This is a genomic window from Flavobacterium aestuarii (assembly GCF_040049115.1).
GTDB classification, from domain to species: Bacteria; Bacteroidota; Bacteroidia; order Flavobacteriales; family Flavobacteriaceae; genus Flavobacterium; species Flavobacterium aestuarii.
In genome coordinates this window covers 1-25,870 of record NZ_JBDLZZ010000010.1, presented here as the reverse complement: position 1 = coordinate 25,870, position 25,870 = coordinate 1, and the positions used below count along the sequence as shown (strand labels likewise).

The window sequence follows — 25,870 nt, the reverse complement described above, 5'->3', positions numbered from 1 at the left end:
TAATTAATTTAACGTAAAAAAATCAATAAAATATTGTAATAATAAAAAGGAATACTAACTTTGTAAGATTAAGTAATGAATAGGAATTATAATGAGTGTGATTGCAGAAATAATTGATACTCTTGAAAATAAGATTGGAAAACTTTTTCTAAAAATACAAAGTTTAGAGAAAAACAATCAAGATTTACGTTTAGAGTTAAAAAATGCTGCAGTGTTAATACAAAATCAATCCAAAGAAATTAAGGAGCTGAAAACACAATTAGAAACACTCAAGATAGCCAATGCATTACTCGGCAGCGACGACAATAAAAGAGATACAAAGCTTAAAATAAATTCAATCATTCGTGAAATTGATTACTGCATAGCCCAGCTATCAGATTAATAAAAAATAATGGACGAAAAGCTTAAAATTAAAATATCAATTGCTGACAGAGTTTACCCTTTAACGGTAGACTTCTCTCAAGAAGAAGGACTTAGAAGTGCTTCGAAGAAAATTGATGCAATGATTAAGCAGTTTGAAGAAAATTATGCCGTTAGAGACAAACAAGACGTATTAGCGATGTGCGCTTTGCAATTTGCCTCTCAAATGGAACAAAAACAGATTGATAACGCTATAAATGGCGATGAAACCATTGAAAGATTAAATAAAATCAATTTGCTTTTGGACGAATATCTCGAAAATTAACGTTCTTTACATAGACTAAGATACTGCCTACATTAGTTCATATTGGTAAACTCAACACTAACAATTTAGAATGAGCAAATCATCACTACTAAAGCATGCCACGCTCAGGCGAGGAAACTTGAACAGTGAGTTAGCTCAAAACTTGTCTTTTCGAGTTTATACAACTTCTAATGTAGGCTTTTTTTATATATAAATTTTTAATAAACATGGACATCATAACAATAATTATTTCAGGAATTACAGGTATTGCATTAGGATTTGGCATTGCCAAAATCATAGAAAAAAGCAATATCTCTAATTTAATTAAAAGTGCTAAAAAAGAAGCTGCTTCAATTTTAAAAGATGCCAATCTTGAGGCTGAAAACATTAAAAAAGATAAAATTCTTCAAGCAAAAGAAAAATTTATTGAATTAAAAGCAGAACACGAACAAGTGATTCTGGCTAGAGACAAGAAAGTTGCTGAAGTAGAAAAAAGAGTTCGTGATAAAGAATCGCAGGTTTCAAACGAATTATCAAAAGCCAAAAAAATAAATGATGATTTTGAAGCAAAAACCATAGAATACAATTCTAAAATAGAAAATTTAGAAAAGAAACAGCTAGAGGTTGACAGACTGCATAAAAGCCAGTTACAACAGCTTGAAGTAATTTCTGGGTTATCTGCAGAAGAAGCCAAAGACCAGCTTGTAGAAGGCTTAAAAGCGGAAGCCAAGAGCAAAGCCATGTCACATATTCAAGACACTATCGAAGAAGCTAAATTAACAGCACAGCAGGAAGCCAAGAAAATTATCATCAATACCATTCAGCGCGTTGGAACCGAAGAAGCTGTCGAAAACTGCGTATCTGTTTTCAATATTGAATCAGATGATGTAAAAGGCCGTATCATTGGACGTGAAGGACGTAACATCCGTGCGCTTGAAGCGGCTACTGGCGTTGAAATTATTGTTGACGACACACCTGAAGCTATTATTCTATCTTGTTTTGACCCAGTAAGAAGAGAAATTGCCCGTCTGGCTCTACATAAATTAGTTACAGACGGACGTATTCACCCTGCGCGTATCGAAGAAGTTGTTGCCAAAACAACTAAACAGATTGATGACGAAATTATCGAAGTTGGTAAACGTACAGTTATCGATTTAGGAATCCACGGATTACACCCTGAACTTATAAAAGTAGTAGGAAGAATGAAATACCGTTCTTCTTATGGACAAAATTTATTACAGCACTCCCGTGAGGTTTCAAAACTCTGCGGAATCATGGCTGCTGAATTAGGATTAAACGTTAAACTTGCTAAAAGAGCTGGATTACTTCACGATATTGGTAAAGTGCCGGATGCAGAAAGTGATTTACCGCACGCATTATTAGGAATGCAGTGGGCTGAAAAATATGGAGAGAAAGAAGAAGTATGCAACGCTATCGGAGCTCACCACGATGAGATAGAAATGAAATCATTATTATCTCCTATCGTTCAGGTGTGTGATGCTATTTCGGGTGCTCGACCAGGTGCAAGAAGACAGGTTTTAGATTCTTATATCCAGCGTCTGAAAGATCTGGAAGAAGTGGCTTACGGATTCAGCGGAGTGAAAAACGCGTATGCAATCCAAGCCGGTAGAGAGCTTCGTGTTATTGTAGAAAGCGAAAAAGTTTCTGATGACAATGCCGCTAATTTATCTTTTGAAATCTCTCAGAAAATCCAAACCGAAATGACTTATCCAGGTCAAGTTAAGGTTACTGTAATCAGAGAAACCAGAGCGGTAAATATTGCAAAGTAAAATTTTAGAATCCAATTTTTTAAAATCCAAATTCCAATTAATTGTGAATTTGGATTTTTTTATATCATTAATTTTTAAACCATTAAGGCATTAAGATTTTTAAGAAATCGAGACTTAATTTTCTTAATCTTAACGATAAATTGAAATCTGGATTTTTTCATCTTAAAAAAGTAAAAAAATATACTTATTAAGCCTTTTTAAAATACACTTTAAAAGTTGTGCCCAAATTCAGAGTACTTTCTACTTCAATTTTACCTCCCATGTTTTCAATTTGATTTTTGGTCAGGTACAATCCAACTCCTCTGGCATCATTATTTTTATGAAATGTTTTATACAAACCGAAAATCGAATCTTTATGCCTTTCCAGATCAATTCCTAAACCGTTATCCTTTACATTCAATACCACAAAATCATCATTCGTTTCAGCAGTAAAAACTATTTTGGCTTCCTTATTTGGATCTGAATATTTAATAGCGTTAGTAACTAAATTAAGCATAATACTCTCTAAATATGCAGGAACACAAAGTATTTTGGCAGAATTTGGCACATAATTCAGAACCTGGACATCTTTCAGCTTAATAGACTCACCCAGTACATCCAAAATTTTATCAATAAAACTGTTTATTTTCAGAGGCTGCATATCAGTTTCCCGTTCAGTATATACGCTTACTAAATCATTAAGGCTTTCTATGGTCGAGAACAGTTCATCGGATACAATTTGAATATTGCTCAAAGTGTCAGATTCAGACAAAAGATTTTCTTTATGCAAATCCAGCAGAGATTTTATATTACCGCTGTGAGTCCTTAAATTATGAGAAACAATATGCGCGAAATTAAGCAGTTTATTATTCTGGATATTTACAATTTCTAGCATTTTGGCTAATTCAATTTCTTTCTCTTTCTGTTCGGATATATCAGTGTGGGTACCTACAATTCGCAAAGGCTTTCCAGTTTCATCTCTTTCAATAACTTTTCCCCTGTCCAGAATCCATTTGTATTTCCCCGAACACAAAACACGGTGGCAGGTTTCATAAAAAGGAATTTTGTTATCAAAGTGCAAATTGATATTCCCATAATATTCTTCACGATCCTCAGGATGCACTCTTTCGTCCCATTCTTCTGGAGCTGCAACCAGGTCAGATTCTGTCAATTCCAGAATTTTCATCGACTCTGATGAATAATATACTTTATTAGTGATTAAATCCCAGTCCCAAACTCCCCTATCTGAAGCCTGCACTGCAAAATGATACCTTTCATCAGCTATTCTCAATCTAATCTCCTGCTCTTTTACCTCGGTTACATCCGAAATCAGTCCATAAAAAACTATTTCGTCACTATCATTCCTTTTAGGAGTTGCATCTATTCGAATCCATTTATAACCGCTTTCTGGCATCAACAGCCTAAAATCAATCTCCCATTTTTGATGACCCGAAATTGCTTTTTCATAAGAATCCAGAAACATTTTCAAATCAGGCTCATAAATTTTATAATTGGACAGATTATAGGAATCCTCCAAAAATTCGTGAATAGAGAATTCATTCAAGATTTCAATCGGTTTGCTCAGAAAATCAATTGCGATCTGTTTTTGAGAATTCACCCTTATTTGAAAAATAATATTAGGAAGCTGCTTTATGAGGCTTTCATATAATTTATTTAAATCTTCCGGGTTTTTATTGGCTGTAAAGATCATATGTTATAAACTTCTTGATATAATTGCAAAAATATCGAAACTTAAACAGATATTATTACAAAAGAATACATTTATTATGAAATTACTTCCTTGGATGACAGCTGTTTATAACCTCGGCTAAATGTTTTCTATCCAAATGAACATAAATCTCAGTTGTAGTGATAGATTCATGACCAAGCATTAATTGAATGGAACGCAGATCGGCTCCATTTTCCAGCAGATGAGTTGCAAAGGAATGCCGAAAGGTATGCGGGCTTATCTTTTTGTGCAGATTAATTTTTACGGCCAAATCTTTAATTATTGTAAATATCATGGCTCTAGTCAATTGTCTTCCTCTCCTGTTAAGAAATAAAATATCTTCAAAACCTTTTTGAATATTCAGATGTGATCTAATCTGGTTTTTATAAATCTCAATGTATTTTTGAGTTAATCCGCCCACAGGTACAAAACGCTGTTTGTTCCCTTTACCTGTAATTTTTACAAAACCTTCATCAAAAAAAAGATCTGATATTTTTAAAGACACTAATTCTGAAACGCGAAGCCCGCAGCCATATAAAGTTTCCAATAAAGCTCTGTTGCGCTCTCCTTCATTTGAACTTAAATCAATCGCTGAGATAAGCGCATCAATCTCCTCAACAGCTAATGTGTCCGGCAATTTTCGTCCTGTTTTTGGAGATTCTATTAATTCTAATGGATTATCATTCCTGAAATCTTCAAATATTAAATAGGAGAAAAAACTTTTTAGCCCCGAAATAATTCTTGCCTGCGATCTTGGGTTTACTTCTTTGGAAACCGCATAAATGAATTGCTGCAGTGTTTCCTCTTGTATGTTTATTGGTGAAGCTTGAATACCATTTTGAGACAAAAACGAACACAGCCGCTCGATATCAAAAGAATAATTATCTATAGTGTTTTTAGATAAACCTCGTTCGATTTTAAGATACGATTGATAATTTTTTAGATAGGATTCCCAATTCATTTTACAAAGAAAGCTTATTATCAATTACAAAAAAAACAAAGCCACATTTGCGATTTATTAATTCTGAGAAATAAAACAGTATACAGATTCATTTAAAGGACTATTAGTATTTATTTATTGACCGTTTACTGCATGAATATTTTTTATTTCCATAAGCCTGTAACTCAAAACTTTAAAATAACAATTTCGTTTTTTAAAGAATTTAAATTAAAAAACCTACAAATAATAATTAATAATTACAAATTTTTACTACATTTGCCGAAATTTAAAAAAATAAAAACAATTTTAAAAATTAATTTGATTACAATGAAAAAAGTATTTTTAATTGCATTAGGTTTTTTTGCTTTTCAAACAGCAAGCGCACAAGAGAGTATTTCTTACAAGCCAGTAAAAGGTACAGTAACTACAGAAGTAGGTTTGAATGGAGGCTTAAATAATGCTGAAGTTGATTTAAATGATGGTGTTGTAAAATTTAGATATTTCCTAAAAGATGATATTGCTTTAAGAGCAGGTTTAGGATTAGGCAGCTATAAGGATGTAGATTATTTTGATGGAGGTTCTGAAACTGATAAGAATTCAGAAACCAATATTAAATTAGGAATTGAAAAACATTTTGCTGGTACTAATAGATTGTCTACTTATGCAGGTGCTGAATTAATTTTTGGTTTTGGCAAAGAAACTTCAGACGAATCATATGACAATGGAGATTATCAAAATTACGAGCAAAAAAGTTCTGGTTTTGGATTAGGATTATTCACTGGAGCAGATTATTATATAGCTAAAAAGTTGTACTTAGGAGTTGAAGCTGGATTAAGCTTCATGAGTGAGAAAACTAAAGATGGTGAAACTTCTGGCAGATTTGGAAATAATTATACTACTGCCACTACCCCTGGTTCAAAAAATTCAGCTTTGGAAACCGCTGCATTTGGCGGAATCAGAGTAGGTTTCCAGTTTTAAAAAAATAATTAAGAATTTAAAAATCCCGTTTCATTTTAATGGAACGGGATTTTTTATTCTCATAGATAAAATGCTTTTTTTTTAATAAACCAATATTTATAAAATTAACGATTTTTCCTAACCATAAAAAAACCTCCCAAATTGAGAGGTTTAATTTTCTATATTAACAAAGACTAGAAGTGTAATGCAAATCCAATATTGAATTGAAAAGCGCTTTCATAAAAATCATCATTTAAAGAAACATTGTAACGAACACCTGGCTCAACAGAAACATTATCTCCCAAAAACCAAGCATATCCACCTTGAAGTCCAACATAAGAAGGATTCTCATCAAAATCTTTAACACTAACACCATTATAAGAAACCTCTAATGGGAATTTGTTAGCTACATAATACTTCGCTCCCACTTTGTAAGCAAAGGCAGTTGATCCAAAATCATCACTTCCATCGTCTCCGTAACCTAAACCTAACTTAACAGCTAAATTATCAATCACAAAGTAACCTGCTTCTGCACCAATATTGTAAGCAGTATTTCCATCCTCAGACCACAATCCAAATGATGTGTTACCAACTCCTTGACCAAATCCAGTGTTGGCCTCAATTAACCACTTCCCTTCTTTAGTTTGATCTTGCGCATTTGCAAATCCAAATGCCATTACAGCTACTGCTGCTAAAACAATTTTTTTCATTTTTTTATTTTTTTTAATAGTTATTTTCTACAAATATATTATAAAAATCTACATCAAGACAAAATTAAAACAATATCTTTCTTACTTTAATTAATAAAAACTTATAAACAAGTTATAATTAACAAACTACAACCAGCCTAATTTTTAATATAAAAAAAACCTCCAAATAAGGAGGCTTTTAACATTAATCTGTGGCGTTAATTACCATTTATACAGCAAACCAAACTTTGGCTGCGCAAAAATATTGTTAAACAAATTGATATTAATTACAAGATCACTTGTATTGTCGCCGTTTTCGGGACTTGCATTGTTATAGCTTAAAATTTCGGCAAGAGTAAATGTAGCTGCCCATTTTGGAGCGAAAAAATAATTGATTCCTAAATCAATATTAGCTTTAATGCCATTAAAAGTATTAGATTCACCTACTAAATAGTCAGTTTTTGAGTGATTATACCCCAATCCAGCTTCACCAAAAGCTTTGAAATTGCCTAAATTCAAGAAATAATATCTTGCAAAAACTCCAATTCCAAATGAATTGGTTTTGTCTAAATTATTGCTGGTTCCATCTAAATAAGTACGTGATGAATAATTGATATCGGCTCCTACCGCCCATTTCTCATCTAAGAAATAACCAACTTTTGGAGTGATAGCAAAATAATCATCACTAGTATCTCCAGTTGTCAGACTTATTCCGCCTTCAATCCACATATCCCCTTTAGAAAAAGTGGCTTTAGGCATTTGTGATTCTTGAGCATTCGCTAAATTGATGGCAAATACTGTGGCTAATAATAAAAGATTTTTTTTCATTTTTTTTTATTTTGTTTGTTATACATATACTTTGAACGAAAAAACCGATATAATTGTATAATAACAAAATACTTTAACAGTTTTTATTCTAGTATTTAGAATATAAAAAGCTGAAAAGAAAAAGTATAGCCTAACAAAAAACATCTAAAAAACAAGATTTTGAATAGCATATTTTTCTTCTAATAGTATACAGATTCATTGAGGATTATTATTTTTACAAAAACTAAAAATTATGAAAATTGCCATCCTTAATGGTCCAAACTTAAATTTACTTGGAAAAAGAGAACCCGAAATTTATGGTTCGCAGACATTCGAAGATTATTTTGAAATTTTGAAAGACAAATTCCCTCAATTAGAATTAATCTATTACCAAAGCAATATTGAAGGAGAATTAATTGGCAAGATTCAAGAACTAGGATTCAGCTATGACGGAATAATCCTGAATGCTGGTGCTTATACACATACTTCTGTAGGGATTGGCGATGCTATAAAAGCGATTACGACTCCAGTTATCGAAGTCCACATATCAAACACTTACGGACGTGAAAGTTTCAGGCATCAATCTTATATTTCGGGAAATGCAAAAGGAGTGATATTAGGTTTTGGCCTAAAAAGTTATGATTTAGCCATTCAGTCTTTTTTGTAATATTTTTATATAAAATTTAACAGAATCATTACAATAATTACGTAACATTCCCTACAAAGAAGCGTCTTACATAAAATTTTAATTTTATGAAAAACGCTTTTTTCTTCTTTTTTTTACTGCTTACCATTTCAGCAGCTGCACAAATAAAAGGCACTGTTACCGATGAAAAAGGGACACCTTTACCCCTTATTAACGTTTTTGAAGAAAACACCTATAACGGAACTACAACCAATGAACAAGGAAAATATCAGCTTCATTTAAAATCTGCCGGCAATAAAATTGTTTTTCAATATCTGGGTTATAAAACACAAAAAATTGCAATCCCAGCTGATAAATCAGATTTGGATGTGAAAATGATTGAAGAAAACTATTCGCTCAACGAGGTAGTTATTCATACAAAGGACAATCCCGCAAATGCAATCATAAAAAAAGCAATTGCAAGCAAAAAAGAAAACACAAAGAGAACATCTCACTTTAAAGCCGATTTTTATTCAAAAGGAATTTTCAGGCTAAAAAATGCTCCCAAAAAAATATTTGGACAGGAAATTGGCGATATGAATGGCGCCCTTGATTCTACGGGTACTGGAATCGTATCGCTTTCTGAAACATTTTCTAAAATTACATTTGAAAAACCAAATAATCTGAAAGAAGTTGTTACAGCGTCCAAAGTAAGCGGTGACAACAAAGGATATGCGTACAACACTGCTAGATCTTCCTTTTATGACTTTTATGACAACACTATAAAATTTGGCATTAATATGATCTCGCCAATTGCAGATAACGCATTCAATTATTACAAATATAAATTGGAAAGCACTTTTGCTGATGAAAACAATCAAACGATCAATAAAATAAAAGTTATCGCCAAGAGAGACAAAGAACCTGTTTTTGAAGGCTACATCTATATTATCGAGGATTCTTGGGCCATTTATGCCTTAGATCTAGACATAAAAGGTTATAGAATGAAAGAAGATGTTATAGATGTTATGACGCTAAAACAAAACTTCAGCTATAACAAAGCCAATAAAATCTGGGCAAAAAATACGCAGAGCCTTGAATTTAGTGCTGGATTATTTGGAATCAAATTCAACGGAAAATACACCTATGTCTACAATAATTATGAATTTGTAGATTCCTTTGACAAAAAAACATTCACCAGCGAAATCACCACCGTCGATATAAATTCGAACAAAAAAGACACCATTTTCTGGAATGCAAACAGACCTATACCGCTAACAACCGAAGAAATCACCGATTACACCAGAAAAGACAGTATTCATAAAGTACGTAACTCTCCCAAATATCTAGATTCAATTGATAAAAAAAACAACAAGTTTAAATTTCACGATCCTATTACGGGCTATTCCTACCGGAACAGTGCCAAAAAATATTCGTGGAGTTATGATGGCTTACTGGATTTTACCTCCTTAAATTTCAATACGGTTCAGGGCTGGAATTTTGGAACAGGTTTTTCGTATTCGAACTGGCAGAATGAAGAAAAAGGGCAACGGACTAATATAGGCTTAAAATTCAATTATGGTTTTTCTGATGACCGCCTTCGTGCAACTGGAAATTATTGGCATCAGTTCAATAATCAGAATTATGCTAGCCTAAAAATTTCAGGAGGAAGCACGGTCAAACAGTTCAACAGATTTGAACCCATCAGCCCATTTATAAACTCAATCAGCACTCTATTTTTCAAAGACAATTACATGAAAATATACAACTTGGAATTTGCCGAAATTGAGTATGGACAAGATGTTGCAAATGGTGTCTACCTTAAAGGAAAAATTGATTATGAACAGCGAAAACCACTCTTCAATACTACCGATTTTTCTTTTTATAATACAGATGATATTTACTTTTCCAATAACCCTTTAGACCCAGATGACAATATTAATTCAGGTTTTGAAAAGCATCATTTGGCAAAATTAGATTTGACTGCAAAAATCAATTTTGGCAATAAATATGCCTCCAGGCCCGATGGGAAATATAATATCCGAAACTATAAATATCCAACTTTATACGCAGGATTCGAAAAAGGATTTGCCGGAAGCGAAAAGAAATATGAATTTAATCATCTGAATACACAATTAAGATACAACCACACTTTTGGGAACAAAGGAGATTTTGGACTAAGCCTAAAAGCTGGAAAATTCTTCAATGCCGAGAATATTGCTTTTATGGATTACCAGCATTTTAACGGAAATCAGACCTACATTGGACTATCCGGAAATTATTTAAACGTATTTAATTTAATGCCTTATTATGCCAATAGCACCAATGACAGTTATTTTGAATTTCACACTGAGCATAATGACCGAGGATTTATAATGAACAAAATCCCATTATTAAACCTGCTCAAATCCAACTTAGTTGTGGGCTATCATTTACTTGCAGAACCAAATATCAGTCCGTATTCCGAGTATAGTGCAGGATTGGACAATCTCGGTTTTGGAAAACTAAAAATGTTCCGAATCGATTATGTCCGTTCCTATCAAAACGGATTTCAAAACGAAGGAGTTATTGTGGGTATAAAATTTATGAATTAGATTAAAACAGAAAATCAACTGCCACACGGTAATGTAGCAATTGATTTTTTTTTCCTAATCCGGTTCAATATGAATTAATACATGTCCGAGTTCCGGTATTTCTTCCCGCAGAGTATCTTTTAATTTATGAGACAAATCGTGTCCTTCTTTTACTGATATAGTTCCGCTTACACGAGCATGAAGATCAACATGATATTTCATGCCAGCTTTCCTTATAAAACATTTTTCGGTATCAATAATACCATCAACCTCATGAGAAACCTGTCTGATTTCTTCAACCAGATCATCGTACAAATGTTCATCCATGATTTCCCCAAGCGCAGGCCTGAAAATCAAATAGCTATTGTAAAGTATAAATCCTGAAGCAAACAGCGCAGCCCAATCATCGGCAGATTCATATCCTTTTCCCATAAACAATGCAATCGAAATTCCGATAAAAGCAGCAATCGAAGTCAGCGCATCGCTTCTATGGTGCCATGCATCTGCTTTTAGAGAAGAACTGTTAGTCTCTTTGCTTCTCTTCATCACTACTTGAAACGAATACTCTTTCCAGATAATAATAGCCCCAAGCACAAAAAGCGTCCACGGTTTTGGCAGCTCGTGCGGTGTCTGAATATTCATTATGCTTTCATAACCAATAATTGTAGCCGAAGTGATTAAAAAACCAACAACCAAAAAGGTAATCAGCGGCTCGGCTCTTCCATGACCATACGGATGATTTTCATCAGCAGGCCTGCTGGAATATTTTATGCCAAATAAAACCAGAAATGATGCAAAAATATCAGCAGTTGATTCAATGGCATCAGCAATTAATGCATATGAATTTCCAAAAAATCCAGCCAATCCTTTAACAAGAGCCAAAAATGTGTTGCCAATTATACTAAAATAAGTAGCCTTTACCGCTTTTTCTACGTTAGACATATTTGTTTTTTTTATGCTAAAAATCGCTTAAAAAATTGTTTTCAGAAGAAAATGGAATTTATTTAAGCGATTTTAAAATTTGTATATGTATGTTCTTTATTGTTTTTCCCGAACTATTTTGGCTCCAATTGCTCTTAGTCTTTCGTCTATACGCTCATAACCTCGGTCAATCTGCTCAATATTCTGAATCGTACTAGTCCCTTTTGCAGAAAGCGCCGCAATCAATAATGAAATTCCTGCACGAATATCTGGCGATGCCATGGTTGTTGCTTTCAGCACTGATTTAAAATCGTGTCCAATAACAACTGCTCTATGAGGATCACACAGCATGATTTTGGCCCCCATATCAATCAGTTTATCAACAAAAAACAAACGGCTTTCAAACATTTTCTGGTGAATCAGAACATCCCCTTTGGCCTGTGTAGCTACTACCAGAACAATACTCAATAAATCAGGCGTAAATCCTGGCCAAGGCGCATCTGCAATGGTAAGGATCGACCCATCAATATCTGTTTTCACTTCATATCCATCTTTATGTTCTGGAATGTAAATATCATCACCCCTTTTTTCAAGAGTAATTCCTAATTTTCTAAAAACACTTGGAATAACTCCCAGATTTTCCCAGCTTACATTCTTGATAGTGATTTCACTTCTTGTCATAGCGGCAAGACCAATCCAAGAACCTATCTCGATCATATCAGGTAAAATTCTATGCTCACAGCCACCTAATTTTTCAACTCCTTCAATAGTCAGTAAATTAGAACCAACTCCTGTAATTTTGGCTCCCATAGAATTCAGCATTTTACAAAGCTGCTGCAAATAAGGCTCACATGCTGCATTGTAAACGGTTGTTTTTCCTTTGGCCAAAACTGCAGCCATTACGATATTAGCAGTTCCTGTTACAGATGCTTCGTCAAGCAGCATGTCCGCACCTGTAAGTCCGTCTGGAGCTTCTACCCCATAAAAGTGGTCTTCCCTGTTGTATCTGAATTTTGCTCCAAGATTGATAAATCCTTCAAAATGGGTATCCAAACGTCTGCGTCCAATTTTATCTCCTCCTGGTTTTGGAATATATCCTTTTCCAAAACGCGCCAAAAGCGGTCCAACAATCATAATCGAACCACGAAGAGAACCGCCTTCTTTTTTGAAAGCTTCTGTTTCCAGATATCCAACATTTACCTCATCGCATTGAAAAGTATAAGAGCCGTGTCCTAATTTTTCAATTTTCACGCCCAAATTCCCTAAAAGTGTTATCAATTTATTGATATCAATAATATCAGGAATATTGTTTATTGTAATCTTTTCTGGAGTTAAAAGTACAGCACATAAAATCTGCAATGCTTCATTTTTTGCGCCTTGTGGTATTACTTCTCCTTTTAAACGTGTTCCTCCTTCAATTTTGAAAACTTCCATGATTCTTTTTTAAGTTTCTAAGTCGCTAAGTTTCTAAGTTTTGCCTGGCTTCTTCGAATAATTTCTACAATACCTCAGCAACTTAGTAACTTAGCCACTTTAAATAAATTAATTATTTCTTTTGAAACGGCTTTTGTTTACCGTTTTTGTTATTCTTATTGCTTTGGATTTTTGGCTGTCCTGCAGGTCCAATTTTATTAGAAATCCTTTTGTTGGTTCTTAGCAAATCAGTAGTATTTAATAACTCTTCAGAACTTTGCAGTAAATTAAGCCTTCCGCCAGATAACTCATAAAGATGTTCAAAAATTACATCATCTTTTACGGTATCTTTATTCCAGCTCAAATAGGATTTTTTCATATGATTGGCAATTACCTTTACCAATGCACTTTTCATTTCGCCTTCCTCCCATTTATTAGCAACATCAATCATATAAGTGATATTGTTACCATAATACCTGTATTTCGGGTAGTTTTGCGGGTATTTTAAAACATCAGGCTTGAGCTGCAGTACTTCTCTGGATGGGATTGGATAAGGAGAATCGGCTTTTAATTTAAAATCAGACATTATAAAAAGCTGATCCCATAGCTTATGCTGAAAATCAGGCACATCACGCAAATGCGGGTTTAAGCTTCCCATTACCTGAATAATGTACTTAGCTGTCTTATTGCGCTTTTCATCATCTTCAATAAGAGTGGCTTGCTCAATCAATTTTTGCAAATGACGACCATACTCTGGAATGATTAAATGTTCTCTTTCAGAATTATATTCTAAATTGAAAACTACATCATTAGCGTTTTCTTTTGTATATTTTTCGATCATAACTATAAGGAAACTATACCTTCTATTGTGGATAATTCTTGGTACTTATCTATTATTTCTTGCGAATCTTTGACGGTTACATCTACTGAGACACTAGTAAATTTACCAGTTTTAGATTTTGTTGTCTTGATTACCGCTCCCATACAATTGAAAGCATTTTCCACTTTTAGGATATTTTCCTCGCTGGTGGGTACAATAAATTTAAACAAATATACAGCCGGCCAAGTATTACTGTTATCTAATTCGGTTTTTAATCTTTCGTAAAACTCTGCTGTTTTTTTTTCGTTGTCGTCGCTCATTCCTAAATAAAAATAAAGGCAAATATACGTTTTAGATTTTAGATTTTGGATTTTAGATTTGTGATTTTAATTTAAATAGAAATCAGGCAACAGGCATCAGGCATTAGACAATAGGAAAAAGACTTATATTTATAGATTTAAATAGACATTAAACCTCAGACGATAGGCAAAAAAACTTATTGTTAATGGATTTAAATTGTTTTAATTCGTGGGGAAAGCCAAATTATGAGAACTCGTTTTTTACCACAAATTTTAAATGATACTTATTAAAAGATTCTTTTTATCTTTTCACTTTTACCTGATAACTATTCACCTTTTACTTTTCCCTATAAAGATTTCAAAAAACGATAAGTTTGAGTATTTTTGCCGTTTAATCAGAAATCGTGCATAAAGAAATTATAGTTATCATTGGTGGTCCTGGTACAGGAAAAAGTTCTATTATTAATGGTCTGACAGCCAAAGGCTATTGCTGTTATCCTGAAATTTCCCGTGAGGTGACACTGGAAGCTCAAAAACGAGGTATTGAACAATTGTTCCTCGAAGATCCATTATTGTTTAGCCAAATGCTGCTTGACGGACGCATTAAGCAATTTAATGATGCTCAGAATGAGCCTCATCAATGGGTGTTTATTGACCGGGGCATTCCAGATGTTGTTGCTTATTTAGACTATATTGGCAACGAATATCCAAATCATTTTACTGATGCATGCAATGAAAATGTGTATACTAAAATTTTCATTCTGCCTTCTTGGGAGGAAATTTATGAGAGTGACAGTGAACGTTATGAAAACTTTGAACAGGCTAAAAAAATACAAGAACATCTTACAGATACCTATAAAAAATATGGTTACAGCTTAATTGAAGTGCCAAAAGACAGCATAGATAACAGAATTCTTTTTATATTAGATAAAATTTAGCAATTATTGAAGTTCAATATTGTAAAATTAGTACAAATCTAAACAGAAAATAATGCCAACAGCATTAGAAATTCTTCAAAAATATTGGCAGCACGACAGCTTCAGGCCGTTGCAGAATGAGATTATCGACTCGGTATTGAGTAGTCATGATACTTTTGCACTGATGCCAACAGGTGGTGGGAAATCGATTTGTTTCCAAGTTCCTGCTCTTATGAATGAAGGAATCTGCCTGGTTATTTCGCCTTTGGTTGCACTAATGAAAGATCAGGTTGCTAATTTGCAAAACCGGGGAATCAAAGCCATTGCTTTGACAGGAGGCATAAAACAGAATGAAATCATTGATTTATTAGACAATTGTCAATTTGGAAATTATAAATTCCTATATGTTTCTCCCGAGCGCTTGCAATCGGATTGGATTCTGGACCGGATAAAAAATCTTCCTGTAAACCTTATTACTATTGACGAAGCGCATTGTGTGTCGCAATGGGGACACGATTTTCGTCCTGCCTATTTGAAGATTTCAGAATTAAAAAAACATTTCCCCAAAGTTCCTTTTTTAGCATTAACAGCAACAGCAACTCCTCGGGTAAAAGAAGATATTATTACCGAATTGGGGATGCACAATCCCGTTCAGTTTGAAAAATCTTTTGCCAGAAAAAACATCGCATATATGGTTTTTGAGGTAGAAGACAAACTGTATCGAATTGAACAGATTCTGAAAAAAAATCCGCAGCCTTCTATTATTTATGTCCGAAACAGAAAAGCCTGTTTAGAAATATCCTCTCAACTGCAAACTTTAGGATTCCGGGCGACTTATTATCACGGAGGTCTTACTTCCAGAGAAAAAGACAAAAACATGCAGCTCTGGATGGAGGAAAAAGCGCAGGTTATTGTTGCTACAAATGCTTTTGGAATGGGGATTGATAAACCCAATGTTAAAACCGTAATTCATATTCAGCTGCCCGAAAATATAGAAAACTATTATCAGGAAGCAGGAAGAGCGGGACGAAACGGAGAAAAAGCTTTTGCCGTTTTACTATCCAGCCCAACAGATATTATTCAGGCTGAAAGTCAATTCATAAAAGTTTTGCCTGACAAAGAATTTCTGACCAAGATGTATATTAAGCTTTGCAATTATTTCCAGATTGCTTATGGTGAAGGAATAAATGAAGAGTTTCTGTTTAATCTGAATCATTTTTGCCATAAATATGATTTTCCAACTCTGAAAACGTTTAACGCCATGCGGTTTTTAGACGGACAGGGAATTATCACTTTATCACAGGAATTTTCAGAAAAAATCACTTTGCAGTTTATCATTTCATCCAAAGAAGTTATTCGATATACCAGTCTGAATACAAATGATGAGGAAATTATTCTAACAATCCTTAGAACATATCCTGGCGTTTACGAAATGCAGACAGCGTTTAACCTGTCACTGATTGCCAAAAAATCACATCATTCGGAAGCTGAAGTTTTAGCGGTATTGCATAAATTAAAAGACAAAGAAATTATAGAGTACCACTCAAAAAACAATGATGCTGTACTTATTTTTAATGAAATCCGGGAAGATGAAAGAACTATTAATAAAGTTTCTAAACATCTGACAAGGCAGAATGAACTCAAAAAAGAGCAATTACAATCGGTAATCAAATATGTGGCAGAAAAAAACAGCTGCAAAAGCAAAATGATATTGGATTATTTTGGAGAAAAAACCACTGCGAATTGTGGTATTTGCTCCTACTGCATTACACTTTCAAAACCCAAAAAAAACTTTAATGCCCTTTCTGAAAAAATTTTAGATTTATTAAAAACTGAAGGCTTAAGCTCAAGAGAAATTCAAAACAAGACAAAAAATACTGCTGACGATGTTATCTTTGTACTGCAGCAATTATTAGAAGATGATTTTTTAATAATTCAGAAAAACAACAAATACACTTTAAAAACCTAATGGAAAAATTAAGAATTATATTTATGGGAACTCCAGAATTTGCTGTTGGAATTCTAGACACCATAATCAAAAACAACTATGAAGTAGCTGGTGTAATCACCGCCGCAGATAAACCAGCTGGCCGAGGGCAAAAAATTAAATATTCGGCCGTAAAAGAATATGCATTAAAAAACAATCTGCATTTATTACAGCCAGCTAATTTAAAGGACGAGGCTTTTCTCGAAGAATTAAAATCATTAAAAGCCAATTTACAAATTGTAGTTGCTTTCAGAATGCTGCCAAAAGCAGTTTGGGAAATGCCTCCATTAGGAACATTCAATCTGCATGCATCACTGCTTCCTGATTACAGAGGAGCTGCACCTATTAATTGGGCAATAATCAATGGCGAAACAAAAACCGGCGTAACCACTTTTTTCATTGATGACAAAATAGATACTGGCGCAATGATTCTAAGCAGTGAAACAGCAATTGATACTGAGGAGAATGCCGGACAATTACACGATCGTTTAATGGAGTTAGGAAGCCATACCGTAATTGACACTTTGAAATTGATTGAAAGCGGTAACGTAACTACTGTTGTTCAAAAAGATACTTCGGATATTAAAACAGCCTATAAGCTTAATAAGGATAATTGCAAAATTGACTGGTCGCAATCAGCAATGGAAATTCATAACCTTATCAGGGGATTAAGTCCTTACCCTGGTGCCTGGTGTTATTTTGCCGATAAAAATCAGGAATGGAATGTAAAAATCTATGAAGCTAAAACAATTTTAGAAAAACACCATCATCCTGTCGGCACCTTGCTATACACCAAAAAAGAAATGAAAATTGCCACCAATGAAGGTTTTGTCCAAATAATAAGTCTCCAATTTCCTGGCAAAAAGAAAATGACGGCTGCTGAATTATTAAACGGTGTTAATTTCTCTGAAAACGCGAAAGCCCACTAACACCAATAAAAACAAGGGTTAAGTATTATTTTTTTCAGAATTTTAGTCTACTTTATGAACAAACAAGATAAGTTATTAACAAAATAAGCTGATTTTGTATAAAACACTTGCACAGACCGTATTTCCTGCTAATTTTGTTCTATTAACAATTATTTTAACCAACAATTAACATCCATTATTATGAACAAATCAGAATTAATCGACGCTATCGCTGCAGATGCAGGAATTACTAAAGCTGCTGCAAAATTAGCGCTTGAATCATTTTTAGGAAATGTAGGTGGTACTTTGAAAAAAGGTGGTAAAGTATCTTTAGTAGGATTTGGATCTTGGTCTGTATCTTCAAGAGCTGCAAGAGACGGAAGAAATCCTCAGACTGGAAAAACTATTCAAATAGCTGCAAAGAATGTTGTAAAATTCAAAGCTGGAGCTGATTTAGAAGGAGCTGTAAACTAATTTATAGTTTATTTTATATAATTAAACCTTCCGATTGGAAGGTTTTTTTATGCTTTTAAACGAATAAAACTCGAAAAATTTGGTTATTCTGTTTAATTTTCCTTAAATTTAATTAAAAATATAGCCTTATGATTTCAGAAAAATTAAAAAAAGGGTATTTACTTATTGCTGAACCATCAATAATAGGAGATTTGTCATTTAATAGATCTGTAATCTTACTGGCAGATCATAATCAAGATGGCTCAGTAGGGTTTATTATGAATAAACCCCTGAAATATACAATTAACGATTTGATTCCTGAAATAAATGCCTCTTTCAAGATATACAATGGTGGACCTGTAGAACAGGACAACCTATATTTCATCCACAATATTCCAGACTTAATCCCTAATAGTATTGAGATATCCAACGGAATTTACTGGGGAGGAGATTTTGATTCTACTAAAGATCTCATCAATAATGGTAAAATCAAAAAAGAAAATATACGTTTCTTTCTGGGCTATACAGGCTGGGAAGAAGAGCAGCTGGAAAAAGAGATGAAAGCTAATTCATGGATTATCGCAAAGAATAGTTATGAAAACAAAATAATTGGCAAATCAACTCTCCATTTCTGGAAAGAGCAAATCATGGAACTTGGCGGCGAATACCTCATATGGTCCAACGCACCTGAAAACCCCTATTTAAACTAAACCCAAACTTTTATTAAGTGCTTCTGCCAAAACTTTGGAAATTTCAATTGAAAACTCTTTTTTTCTATATTTTGTTATTGGCTGTACACCTTTAATAACGTTCGTTATAAACAACTCATCCGCTTTTTGAAGATCAAATGGCGAAATAATTTCTTCTGCTGTTTCAATGCCTTCAATCTTTTTTGCCAATGACAGAATCTGTTTCCGCATAACCCCGTTCAAACATCCTTCCGAAACTGGCGGAGTAATTAATTTATTACCCATAAGCATAAAAATATTACCCTGTAATGCCTCGACAACATTTTTGCTGTCATTTAATAAAATACAATTATCCAATCCGTTTTCATTTGCATAAATACTTCCTGTCACGTTTATCAAACGGTTTGTTGTTTTAATTGAAGACAGTAATTGTCTGGCAACATAAAAGTCTTTATATAAATCAACTTCGTACTCCTTCTCATTTAGCAAATATCCCTTGTTTTCCAACGGAGCAGCCTTCATCAAAAATGAGATTGTATTATTTTGTGGCAGATAATACCCGCCATCATTTCTATACACTGTAATTCGGACTCTTGCCGAAGCTTCTAAATCATTTTTCTTAATCAGTACCTGTATTTGCTCTTCCAGATACTCCATCGTAAAATTCATTGGAATTTCCATCCGGATCACACGCATAGAAGACATTAGACGAAAGTAATGATCCTCCAGAAACAAGATTTTCCCATTCACTATTTTCACAGTTTCAAAAACCGCATCTCCATACAGAAAACCTCTATTTTGCACTAAAACATTTGCATCCTCAGATACAATTGTACCATTAAAATTTATCATACAGTTTTTTAAAAAAAAGTCACGCTAAAAAGCGTGACAAATATAAGTTATAATATACAATTTCACTACACTGAACCTATAACATGTTTCAGGTCTGAAATCTGGTTTTCCCACAATTGAGTTGCCTCTTCAAGTTCTTCTTTATGAGCAAAATCAACAACCATCAATGAGACATCCTTTGTCAATTCATCCTCCAAAATATTTAATTCAAAAAAATATTCGGTATCCTTATTATTCTCATCAACCCACCTGAACTTTACTTTCTCGCCTGATTTTTTGGAAGCCAGCCTAGCTTTTTCTTGGGAGTCATTCCAAATAAATGTAAAAAATTCACCGCGTGAATTCACATTATCTGCAAACCATTCAGATAAGCCTGAAGGAGTTGAAATATATTGATACAATAATTGTGGGGAGGAATTTATGGGGAACTCAATCTCGTAACGCACTTTTAAATTCATGAAATACAGTTTTTTTTGTTTGCGAAATATATAGATTATTACTGCAAAAAAAAAACCTTTTCAAAAAAAATTTTTTTTGTTCTTTTTTACTTGCAAACTCTAATTATTGTTTTATATTTGCACCCGCATTCAGGGATTGAAAATATCCTCAATACGGCGAGGTAGCTCAGTTGGTTAGAGCGCAGGATTCATAACCCTGAGGTCACGGGTTCAACTCCCGTCTTCGCTACAAGACCGGACAAATAAGATAACGACTTATTTGTTCGGTTTTTTTTATTTCGTAAGTCACTGTTCTTAAAAAGATAGTGTTTGCAACTGCATTAATTCTTTGGGTTTAAGTCCTTGCTTACAGCATACTCCCAGTGCATGGGTTCCCAAACATTATCATACGGGTAATATTGATATAATAAATGATATGTTCCGTTGCTGTAAAACATACCGTTAGGATCATTCATCCAGCCCTTTTTTGGGGTATAATGAAAATTAGGACTATATAGTTGTTCCTCTCTTTCAGAAGTAATCGAAGCGGCAGATCCCTGGCTCATAATCGAATTAGGAATACATCCAGTTATAGAAAGCAATAAGCTGCTGTAAAATAACAGTGTTAAATGTTTTGTTGATCTCATTTATAGTTACTGATTTATGTTAATTTTTTTATTTAATCTATCCGAAATAATTTCCCTTTGTTTCTGGCTTAAAGAATATCTAAAACCATCCTAAGAAAGAACTAGAAATCTGAACAGTCATCAAACTTTGGCATCAGAATTGGGGGATCTTAACCAAAATTTATAATGAGCAGTAAGCTTTTTGGCCAGAAACAGAAATATTATTCAGGGAAATTCAACATTAGCAGAGTGTCAAATCAATTAACCCCCTGTTAAGTAGACCTACGTGATTAAATTGACATACTATTATTTTTTCACGATCTTAAATGTTTTTATCTCGCTAGGAGTCTGAACATTTAAAATGTAAATCCCAGATGCGCGATTTGTTAAATCGATACGATTTTCTCTAGTTTTGAGTATTATTTCACCTGCCAAAGTACTCAATGAAACAGTAATAATTTGATCTGTACTTACATTAAACACGCCATCGGATGGATTCGGATATACTATTAACTTAGTATCTGCCTCGTCCAAGTTATTTTCTTTTAAACTCAAATTCTTTCCAGTTATAGAGTTTTGAACAGGAATCCTGATATTGTCAACATTAAGATGTCCCCAGCCTCCTGTAGCATTGTCTACAATTTTAATATAACAATCAGTACCTATAAAATCTTTTGCATCTAGTGTCTTAGAAATGTAGGCTTCGCTGTCATTATTAGTACCGGTGGCTTTCATTAAAATACTGCCGTCAGAAGCCCGCACTAAAGCCAAATACAAAGTGTTTATATCAAATCCTCCACCCAGCAGGCAGGTAATCTTACCATCACCTCCAAGTCGGAAATTTTGTGTCTGGATACTCCCTGTCTGGCTGTCCTCCCCTTCCTTAAAGGACCACAAATGATAAGCTCCATGCTGATTAAACGGCCCGCCCCATGACCAATTTACAGCATTTGTAACATCAGCATTTGAAAAAGCACTGCCTGTAACTGTCCAGCCTGTTAAATCACCAGATTCGAAATCATAAGTCAAATAACTGTTTTGTACATTCTCTTTAACAGTGATTGCAATATCTGATTTAAATCCGCCGTCCACGGTTGTGGCGGTAATTAAAGCTGTGCCTGCAGCCAAAGCTCTTATAAGTCCATTTTGATCTACTGTAGCTGCCTGCTGATTAGAAGAACTCCAGATAACAGCTTTATTATTATTAGTGGCTGATGCAGGACTTACAACAGCAGTGATCTGCAGATTTGTTCCGATGATCATTTCTGCATTGTTTTGGCTGACAGTAATACCTGTAACAGGAACTGCTGTACTATTTTGAATTGGAATTTTAATATTATCAATGTTAAGATGCCCAAATCCTTCAGCTGAATTGTCAACCACTTTGATATAGCAGATTTCATTGATGTATTGGGATGCATCAAAGAAAGAAGAAGTGTAAGCCTCTGAATTATTACCAGTTTCTTTATACAAAACCTGACCATCAGACGCACGGACTAAAGCAATATACAATGTATTTAAATTTTGTCCGCCACCAATTAAAAAAGATATTTTACCGTCACCGCCTAATTTAAAATCCGCTGTTTTTATACTGCCTGTCTGAGCATCTCCTCCGCTTTTATAACTCCAGAGATGATATCTTCCCTGCTGATTAAAAGGTGTAGTACCCCAAAATAGGGTATCTTCACTAACATCTGCATTGAAAAATGCATCACCTGTAATGGTCCAATTTGATAAATTACCTGATTCGAAATCATATATCAAATAATTATTTTGTGGCGTGTTTTTAACAGTGACTGCTGCCTCTGCTTTAAATCCGCCATCAGCTGTCGTAACTGTAATTACAGAAGTCCCTACTGCCAAAGCTCTTATTAAACCATTTTGATCCACTGAAGCAGCCTGCTGATTAGAAGAACTCCAGATAACAGCTTTATTAGCTGCTGATGCGGGACTTACGACAGCGGTTATCTGCAGATTTGTTCCGATAATCATTTCCGCATTATTTTGGCTGACAGTAATACCTGTAACAGGAACTGCTGTACTATTTTGAATTGGAATTTTAATATTATCAATGTTAAGATGCCCAAATCCTTCAGCTGAATTGTCAACCACTTTTATATAACAGATTTCATTGATATATTGTGAGGCATCAAAGAAAGAAGAAGTGTAGGCTTCTGAATTTTTACCTGTTTCTTTATACAAAACCTGTCCATCTGAAGCACGAACCAAAGCAATGTACAAAGTATTTAAATTTTGTCCGCCGCCAATTAAAAAAGATATTTTACCATCACCGCCTAATTTAAAATCAGCAGTTTTTATACTACCTGTCTGGGTATCTCCCCCGCTTTTATAGCTCCAGAGATGATATCTTCCCTGCTGATTGAATGGAGTAGTACTCCAAAATAAAGTATCTTCACTAACATCAGCGTTTGAAAATGCATCACCTGTAATGATCCAATTTGATAAATCACCACTTTCAAAATCATAATTGAGATAATTTTGAGCTTGCGTAACTGTCAATTCCGTTTGAGCTGTAAAACCGCCTTGAATAGTTGTAACTTTTAATATGGCTGTACCAATAGATTGAGCAGTTGCTTTTCCGTTTGAATCAATTGTCGCAACGGCTGGATTTGAAGATGACCAAGTGACACTTTTATTTATTGCATTCTCCGGTGATATAGTTGCTGCTATTGTTCGCGTTTCTCCTAAAGCCAATGAAAAAGCTGCAGGACTAATAACAACACCTGTTACCGCTGTACTGGGAGGTAAAGGCATGACTGAATAATCTGGAACAGGAACACTAACTGCATCTAAATTTAAATGTCCCCATCCGCCAGTACTTTTATCAACTGCCTTCAAGTAACAATTTAAACCTTTGTATTGACCTGCATCAAATAAACCGGTCTTATACGTCTCCGAATTATCTCCGGTCGCTTTCATTAGTTCCGTTCCTGTAGAAGCATCAACAAGGGCTAAATATAAATTGTTTATGTCACTGCCGCCTGCAATCAAAAAATTAATTTTTCCGTCGCCTTCTAATTTAAATGTACCGGTTCTGATTTCTCCAATCTGGGCATCCGCCCCATCCAGAAATCCCCATAAATGAAAATTTCCCTGCTGCATAAATTTTCCTCCAGACCAATCGGTTTGGTTAGTCACATCAGCATTTGAGAACGCGTTTCCGCTCATTATAGACCAATTTGTTAAATTACCGCTTTCAAAATCATATAGTAATTCTCCTTTAACGGCCTTAAATAAAACACCCTGATTTGCGGTAACGGTTGTGCCTGTCACTTCAGTATCAGTGTTTACGAACTCCGAAACAGGAACAGTTACCGTGAAATTCGAAATATCCTGATCGTAATCCTGTGCAGTTCCTGATAAGGCAATTTTCACCCGTGTTGAATCAATACGGCTTACATTATATTGTAATCCAGAAGGCAGATTCTGTAAAGTCCAAGATCCTGCATTTAAGACTGTTTTCCATTTATTACTGGAGACCTTAAGCTCAATTTCCTTTCCTGCTTCAAAACCTTCTTTAAGTTCAATTGCAGATGACAGACTTAATGTTGTCATGGGCTCCTGCACTGCCTTAAAAATAACCGCTGTCCCACTAACTAATGACGGTGATTTATCTTCAGCAAATTCAGAAGCTGGTACAGATACTGTTAATGAACGATCTGTATCATAATCACTCGTGCTGTTGCCCTGAAGGACAATTTTAGCTTTAGTATCTGAAATTCTCACGATACTGCCGGCCTGTACTCCCCGAGGCAGATTCTCAAACTGCCAAATAGCTGCATTTAAATTAGTTTTAAATGTATTATTGCTGACAGACACAAAAATTTCTTTACTATTTTCAGCATGCTCAGCAATACTGCTTTCTGTGGATAAATTGACTTTTGTCTGTGCAATGCCAAAAGCTTTGTCTAGACTATAAACCTCAACATTGCTAAAAACTGAAGTTCCACCGACAGAACTCAACTGAATACCTTTACTGTCCGCTTTTGTTGGATATATTCTGCTGGAAAATGCAGCCGCGTCATTAATAAAAACATCAATAATGGAATGGTCGATAAAAATTTGAAATTTGACAGGTTTTCCAAATACTGCCTCATCATAATTTCCTTTTACAAGAGTGTTTTCCTCGTTATCTGCAGATAAACTCGAATGACTTTTATCCAAAACAATCTGCTTGGCATTAACATCATAATACAATTTTGTAATCTCCCCACCACTGGCCGAAACCGCAAAATTTATCCCATATTGCGTGGCTGATGAAGAGGGATTTACAGTGGCAACAATTTCAATCCCGCTGCCGTCAGCACTCAATAACTGTGTTCCATTAACGGATAAATCAGTAAAAGACTTTTTGCTTCCTGCTAATCGTAAGCTTTGTAATTCAGGTGCAGGAGACTGCCCTAAAGTCTTAGTGTCAGGCATTAGAGAATAAACTCTTGGCAGACTATAAGTATGACACCAGCCTGCATTTAGCTGAGCCTGAGAGGATCTTCTTTCATCGACCATGCCTATTCCTACAAGCTGGCCATTTGCTTTGCGGGTTACCGTTGGAGATAGGTGTCCGTGTATAATATCTAAATTTTTAGGCTGATTAAAATCCGGAGTAAATTTATCATTGTTCCAAGTACCTATCCAATATACGGCTCTGGTATATTTTGAAGGGCCATATTTAGAAACGCTTCCGCCAATTGGGTTAGTAATTAATTCAAGTTGCTAGTTAGAAAATATAAAAAGTAAGCATCAAAAGTGAGAAATTTGGTTTACGACAACTAAA

General features: G+C 34.4%; 23 protein-coding genes and 1 tRNA gene. 12 read left to right on the top strand and 12 right to left on the bottom strand.

Annotation, left to right across the window (positions count from 1 at the left end; all coding sequences use genetic code 11):
- The first annotated feature begins 91 nt into the window (after nt 1–91).
- The 3 genes from ABEG11_RS11860 to rny all read left to right on the top strand — a co-directional run bounded on the left by ABEG11_RS11860 (nt 92) and on the right by rny (nt 2,454).
- The gene (locus ABEG11_RS11860; protein ID WP_348824390.1) at nt 92–382 is read left to right on the top strand and encodes a hypothetical protein; all 291 of its coding nucleotides are present in this window, start codon (nt 92–94) and stop codon (nt 380–382) included.
- A gap of 9 nt (nt 383–391) precedes the next feature.
- Complete coding sequence (locus tag ABEG11_RS11855; protein WP_348824389.1) at nt 392–685, top strand: cell division protein ZapA; 294 nt, start codon at nt 392–394, stop codon at nt 683–685.
- A gap of 206 nt (nt 686–891) precedes the next feature.
- Nucleotides 892–2,454, top strand: coding sequence for a ribonuclease Y (rny, locus tag ABEG11_RS11850; protein ID WP_348824388.1), 1,563 nt, complete (start codon nt 892–894; stop codon nt 2,452–2,454).
- A gap of 187 nt (nt 2,455–2,641) precedes the next feature.
- On the opposite strand, the gene ABEG11_RS11845 is transcribed toward rny, so the two are convergent.
- The gene (locus ABEG11_RS11845; protein ID WP_348824387.1) at nt 2,642–4,144 is read right to left on the bottom strand and encodes a PAS domain-containing sensor histidine kinase; all 1,503 of its coding nucleotides are present in this window, start codon (nt 4,142–4,144) and stop codon (nt 2,642–2,644) included.
- Between the two features lie 82 nt (nt 4,145–4,226).
- On the bottom strand, nt 4,227–5,123 hold the full coding sequence (xerD, locus tag ABEG11_RS11840) for a site-specific tyrosine recombinase XerD (RefSeq protein ID WP_348824386.1): 897 nt from the start codon (nt 5,121–5,123) through the stop codon (nt 4,227–4,229).
- Between the two features lie 306 nt (nt 5,124–5,429).
- Here xerD and ABEG11_RS11835 point away from each other — a divergent pair, with 306 nt between their 5' ends.
- On the top strand, nt 5,430–6,080 hold the full coding sequence (locus ABEG11_RS11835; protein ID WP_348824385.1) for a BT1926 family outer membrane beta-barrel protein: 651 nt from the start codon (nt 5,430–5,432) through the stop codon (nt 6,078–6,080).
- 173 nt (nt 6,081–6,253) lie between these two features.
- Here ABEG11_RS11835 and ABEG11_RS11830 read toward each other — a convergent pair whose 3' ends face one another.
- The gene (locus ABEG11_RS11830; protein WP_348824383.1) at nt 6,254–6,769 is read right to left on the bottom strand and encodes a putative outer membrane beta-barrel protein; all 516 of its coding nucleotides are present in this window, start codon (nt 6,767–6,769) and stop codon (nt 6,254–6,256) included.
- Nucleotides 6,770–6,970: 201 nt separating this feature from the next.
- Nucleotides 6,971–7,576: an outer membrane beta-barrel protein gene (locus ABEG11_RS11825; RefSeq protein WP_348824382.1), complete on the bottom strand. Its 606-nt coding sequence runs from the start codon at nt 7,574–7,576 to the stop codon at nt 6,971–6,973.
- Between the two features lie 232 nt (nt 7,577–7,808).
- Between ABEG11_RS11825 and aroQ the strand changes: the two genes are divergently transcribed.
- Together aroQ and ABEG11_RS11815 are read left to right on the top strand one after the other, a co-directional pair.
- Nucleotides 7,809–8,222 carry a type II 3-dehydroquinate dehydratase gene (gene aroQ / locus ABEG11_RS11820; RefSeq protein ID WP_348824381.1) on the top strand — a complete coding sequence of 138 codons (414 nt, stop codon included), beginning with the start codon at nt 7,809–7,811 and terminating at the stop codon, nt 8,220–8,222.
- Nucleotides 8,223–8,308: 86 nt separating this feature from the next.
- Complete coding sequence (locus ABEG11_RS11815) at nt 8,309–10,774, top strand: DUF5686 and carboxypeptidase regulatory-like domain-containing protein (RefSeq protein WP_348824380.1); 2,466 nt, start codon at nt 8,309–8,311, stop codon at nt 10,772–10,774.
- Between the two features lie 54 nt (nt 10,775–10,828).
- On the opposite strand, the gene ABEG11_RS11810 is transcribed toward ABEG11_RS11815, so the two are convergent.
- The 4 genes from ABEG11_RS11810 to ABEG11_RS11795 form a co-directional block, all read right to left on the bottom strand.
- Complete coding sequence (locus ABEG11_RS11810) at nt 10,829–11,695, bottom strand: cation diffusion facilitator family transporter (protein ID WP_348824379.1); 867 nt, start codon at nt 11,693–11,695, stop codon at nt 10,829–10,831.
- Nucleotides 11,696–11,791: 96 nt separating this feature from the next.
- On the bottom strand, nt 11,792–13,108 hold the full coding sequence (gene murA / locus ABEG11_RS11805; protein ID WP_348824378.1) for a UDP-N-acetylglucosamine 1-carboxyvinyltransferase: 1,317 nt from the start codon (nt 13,106–13,108) through the stop codon (nt 11,792–11,794).
- Nucleotides 13,109–13,220: 112 nt separating this feature from the next.
- Nucleotides 13,221–13,928 carry a DUF4290 domain-containing protein gene (locus tag ABEG11_RS11800; RefSeq protein WP_348824377.1) on the bottom strand — a complete coding sequence of 236 codons (708 nt, stop codon included), beginning with the start codon at nt 13,926–13,928 and terminating at the stop codon, nt 13,221–13,223.
- Between the two features lie 2 nt (nt 13,929–13,930).
- Nucleotides 13,931–14,227 (bottom strand): DUF493 family protein, encoded by a 297-nt coding sequence (locus ABEG11_RS11795; RefSeq protein WP_348824376.1) that lies wholly within the window; start codon nt 14,225–14,227, stop codon nt 13,931–13,933.
- 383 nt (nt 14,228–14,610) lie between these two features.
- Between ABEG11_RS11795 and ABEG11_RS11790 the strand changes: the two genes are divergently transcribed.
- From ABEG11_RS11790 to ABEG11_RS11770, 5 genes are all read left to right on the top strand, one after another.
- The gene (locus ABEG11_RS11790) at nt 14,611–15,144 is read left to right on the top strand and encodes an AAA family ATPase (RefSeq protein WP_348824375.1); all 534 of its coding nucleotides are present in this window, start codon (nt 14,611–14,613) and stop codon (nt 15,142–15,144) included.
- 52 nt (nt 15,145–15,196) lie between these two features.
- Nucleotides 15,197–17,092 carry a RecQ family ATP-dependent DNA helicase gene (locus tag ABEG11_RS11785; protein WP_348824374.1) on the top strand — a complete coding sequence of 632 codons (1,896 nt, stop codon included), beginning with the start codon at nt 15,197–15,199 and terminating at the stop codon, nt 17,090–17,092.
- On the top strand, nt 17,092–18,039 hold the full coding sequence (gene fmt / locus ABEG11_RS11780) for a methionyl-tRNA formyltransferase (RefSeq protein ID WP_348824373.1): 948 nt from the start codon (nt 17,092–17,094) through the stop codon (nt 18,037–18,039). Before ABEG11_RS11785 ends, fmt begins: the two co-directional genes overlap by 1 nt.
- Before the next feature lie 180 nt (nt 18,040–18,219).
- The gene (locus ABEG11_RS11775; protein WP_077375548.1) at nt 18,220–18,492 is read left to right on the top strand and encodes an HU family DNA-binding protein; all 273 of its coding nucleotides are present in this window, start codon (nt 18,220–18,222) and stop codon (nt 18,490–18,492) included.
- Between the two features lie 128 nt (nt 18,493–18,620).
- Nucleotides 18,621–19,181 carry a YqgE/AlgH family protein gene (locus ABEG11_RS11770; RefSeq protein WP_348824372.1) on the top strand — a complete coding sequence of 187 codons (561 nt, stop codon included), beginning with the start codon at nt 18,621–18,623 and terminating at the stop codon, nt 19,179–19,181.
- Here ABEG11_RS11770 and ABEG11_RS11765 read toward each other — a convergent pair.
- Entirely contained in the window at nt 19,173–20,012 is an 840-nt protein-coding gene (locus ABEG11_RS11765; RefSeq protein WP_348824371.1) for an aminotransferase class IV, read from the bottom strand. The two genes, ABEG11_RS11770 and ABEG11_RS11765, sit on opposite strands and share 9 nt — an antisense overlap.
- Nucleotides 20,013–20,077: 65 nt before the next feature.
- Entirely contained in the window at nt 20,078–20,470 is a 393-nt protein-coding gene (locus ABEG11_RS11760) for an START-like domain-containing protein (RefSeq protein ID WP_115814534.1), read from the bottom strand.
- Nucleotides 20,471–20,625: 155 nt separating this feature from the next.
- On the opposite strand from ABEG11_RS11760, the gene ABEG11_RS11755 reads away from it, so the two are divergent.
- Nucleotides 20,626–20,699: transfer RNA gene (locus tag ABEG11_RS11755), tRNA-Met, on the top strand.
- Nucleotides 20,700–20,790: 91 nt separating this feature from the next.
- Here the strand turns inward: ABEG11_RS11755 and ABEG11_RS11750 are convergent.
- Together ABEG11_RS11750 and ABEG11_RS11745 are read right to left on the bottom strand one after the other, a co-directional pair.
- Nucleotides 20,791–21,096 carry a hypothetical protein gene (locus tag ABEG11_RS11750; RefSeq protein WP_348824370.1) on the bottom strand — a complete coding sequence of 102 codons (306 nt, stop codon included), beginning with the start codon at nt 21,094–21,096 and terminating at the stop codon, nt 20,791–20,793.
- 285 nt (nt 21,097–21,381) lie between these two features.
- Nucleotides 21,382–25,785, bottom strand: coding sequence for an Ig-like domain-containing protein (locus tag ABEG11_RS11745; RefSeq protein ID WP_348824489.1), 4,404 nt, complete (start codon nt 25,783–25,785; stop codon nt 21,382–21,384).
- Nucleotides 25,786–25,870: the final 85 nt, after the last annotated feature.

Bases quoted from the DNA above. Each gene is read 5' to 3' on its own strand.
- ABEG11_RS11860 (WP_348824390.1), top strand. From the start codon at position 92: ATGAGTGTGATTGCAGAAATAATTGATACTCTTGAAAATAAGATTGGA.
- ABEG11_RS11855 (WP_348824389.1), top strand. From the start codon at position 392: ATGGACGAAAAGCTTAAAATTAAAATATCAATTGCTGACAGAGTTTAC.
- rny (WP_348824388.1), top strand. From the start codon at position 892: ATGGACATCATAACAATAATTATTTCAGGAATTACAGGTATTGCATTA.
- ABEG11_RS11845 (WP_348824387.1), bottom strand. From the start codon at position 4,144: ATGATCTTTACAGCCAATAAAAACCCGGAAGATTTAAATAAATTATAT.
- xerD (WP_348824386.1), bottom strand. From the start codon at position 5,123: ATGAATTGGGAATCCTATCTAAAAAATTATCAATCGTATCTTAAAATC.
- ABEG11_RS11835 (WP_348824385.1), top strand. From the start codon at position 5,430: ATGAAAAAAGTATTTTTAATTGCATTAGGTTTTTTTGCTTTTCAAACA.
- ABEG11_RS11830 (WP_348824383.1), bottom strand. From the start codon at position 6,769: ATGAAAAAAATTGTTTTAGCAGCAGTAGCTGTAATGGCATTTGGATTT.
- ABEG11_RS11825 (WP_348824382.1), bottom strand. From the start codon at position 7,576: ATGAAAAAAAATCTTTTATTATTAGCCACAGTATTTGCCATCAATTTA.
- aroQ (WP_348824381.1), top strand. From the start codon at position 7,809: ATGAAAATTGCCATCCTTAATGGTCCAAACTTAAATTTACTTGGAAAA.
- ABEG11_RS11815 (WP_348824380.1), top strand. From the start codon at position 8,309: ATGAAAAACGCTTTTTTCTTCTTTTTTTTACTGCTTACCATTTCAGCA.
- ABEG11_RS11810 (WP_348824379.1), bottom strand. From the start codon at position 11,695: ATGTCTAACGTAGAAAAAGCGGTAAAGGCTACTTATTTTAGTATAATT.
- murA (WP_348824378.1), bottom strand. From the start codon at position 13,108: ATGGAAGTTTTCAAAATTGAAGGAGGAACACGTTTAAAAGGAGAAGTA.
- ABEG11_RS11800 (WP_348824377.1), bottom strand. From the start codon at position 13,928: ATGATCGAAAAATATACAAAAGAAAACGCTAATGATGTAGTTTTCAAT.
- ABEG11_RS11795 (WP_348824376.1), bottom strand. From the start codon at position 14,227: ATGAGCGACGACAACGAAAAAAAAACAGCAGAGTTTTACGAAAGATTA.
- ABEG11_RS11785 (WP_348824374.1), top strand. From the start codon at position 15,197: ATGCCAACAGCATTAGAAATTCTTCAAAAATATTGGCAGCACGACAGC.
- fmt (WP_348824373.1), top strand. From the start codon at position 17,092: ATGGAAAAATTAAGAATTATATTTATGGGAACTCCAGAATTTGCTGTT.
- ABEG11_RS11775 (WP_077375548.1), top strand. From the start codon at position 18,220: ATGAACAAATCAGAATTAATCGACGCTATCGCTGCAGATGCAGGAATT.
- ABEG11_RS11770 (WP_348824372.1), top strand. From the start codon at position 18,621: ATGATTTCAGAAAAATTAAAAAAAGGGTATTTACTTATTGCTGAACCA.
- ABEG11_RS11765 (WP_348824371.1), bottom strand. From the start codon at position 20,012: ATGATAAATTTTAATGGTACAATTGTATCTGAGGATGCAAATGTTTTA.
- ABEG11_RS11760 (WP_115814534.1), bottom strand. From the start codon at position 20,470: ATGAATTTAAAAGTGCGTTACGAGATTGAGTTCCCCATAAATTCCTCC.
- ABEG11_RS11750 (WP_348824370.1), bottom strand. From the start codon at position 21,096: ATGAGATCAACAAAACATTTAACACTGTTATTTTACAGCAGCTTATTG.